At 41.8% G+C, this 1,717-nt stretch carries 1 protein-coding gene; it reads left to right on the top strand.

What is annotated here, in order from left to right; all coding sequences use genetic code 11:
• The coding region (locus tag QZ824_RS11525) for a hypothetical protein (protein ID WP_291276162.1) at window positions 1-196 on the top strand (196 nt) is incomplete at its 5' end.
• Window positions 197-1,717: the final 1,521 nt, after the last annotated feature.

Below are 1,717 nucleotides of genomic sequence, written 5' to 3'. Positions count from 1 at the left end.
CAGTCGATACCATCATCGCAACCAATCCACAAGAGCCGTAAGCTCGACACATATCATAAGACTAGACTTTAGTCTAGTCGACACTACACCAAAAACATCACTTTGCTATCACCATTGGATTAAAATCCAACGCCATAACATTGACCGTCCCTACGGGACTACTACGCAACATCTCGTATATATTACAATAGATTAAAATCCATTGCTACATTATAGGGCGTCCCTACGGGACTTACACATTACGTAACGCATTATTTTTATTTAAACGCAATGTTTACGCATGAGAGCCAGCGGCTCGACCCATCTTGTAAAGCTGGACTTTAGTCCAGTTGACATCAACACAACGTCACACACAAGAGCCGTAAGCTCGACACATATCATAAGACTAGACTTTAGTCTAGTCGACACTACACCAAAATATCACTTTACCAGCACCATTGGATTGAAATCCAACGCCATAACATTGACCGTCCCTACGGGACTACTACGCAACATCTCGTATATATTACAATAGATTAAAATCCATTGCTACATTATAACTCGTCCCTACAGGATTTACACGTTGCATAACACATTAATTTTATTTAAACGCAATGTTTACGTACTAGAGCCAGCGGCTCGACCCATCTTGTAAAGCTGGACTTTAGTCCGGTTGACATCAACACAACGTCAGACACTAGAGCCGTAGGCTCGACACATATCATAAAGCTGTACTTTAGTCTAGTCGACATAACACCAAAAACATCACTTTGCTATCACTATTGGATTAAAATCCAACGCCATGACATTGACCGTCCCTACGGGACTACTACGCAACATCTTTTACACATTACAATAGATTAAAATCCATTGCTACATTATAAGTCGTCCCTACGAAACTTACACGTTGCGCAACGCATTATTTTTAGTTAAACGCAATGTTTACGTACTAGAGCCAGCGGCTCGACCCATATTATAAAGCTGGACTTCAGTCCAGTTGACATCAACACAACGTCACACACAAGAGCCGTAAGCTCGACACATATCATAAGGCTAGACTTTAGTCTAGTCGACACTACACCAAAAACATCACTTTACCAGCACCATTGGATTAAAATCCAACGCCATAACATTGACCGTCCTTACGGGACTACTACGCAACATTTCGCACACATTACAATAGATTAAAATCCATTGCTACATTATGGGTCGTTCCTACGAGACTTACACGTTGCGTAACGCATTGTTTTTATTTAAACGCAATGATTACGTATGAGAGCCATAGGCTCGGCCCATTTTGTAAGGCTGGACTTTAGTCCAGTCGATACCATCATCGCAACCAACCCACAAGAGCCGTAAGCTCGACACATATCATAAGGCTAGACTTTAGTCTAGTCGACACAACACCAAAACATCACTTTACCAGCACCATTGGATTAAAATCCAACGCCATAACATTGACCGTCCCTACGGGACTACTACGCAACATCTCGCACACATTACAATAGATTAAAATCCATTGCTACATTATAGGTCGTCCCTACGGGACTTACACGTCACGTAACCCATTATTTTTATTTAAACGCAATGATTACGTATGAGAGCCATAGGCTCGGCCCATTTTGTAAGGCTGGACTTTAGTCCAGTCGATACCATCATCGCAACCAATCCACAAGAGCCGTAAGCTCGACACATATCATAAGACTAGACTTTAGTCTAGTCGACACTACACCAAAAA

The organism is Flavobacterium sp. (genome assembly GCF_021151785.1).
In the GTDB taxonomy this organism is placed as follows: domain Bacteria; phylum Bacteroidota; class Bacteroidia; order Flavobacteriales; family Flavobacteriaceae; genus Flavobacterium.
This window is presented reverse-complemented; position numbering and strand designations above follow the sequence as displayed.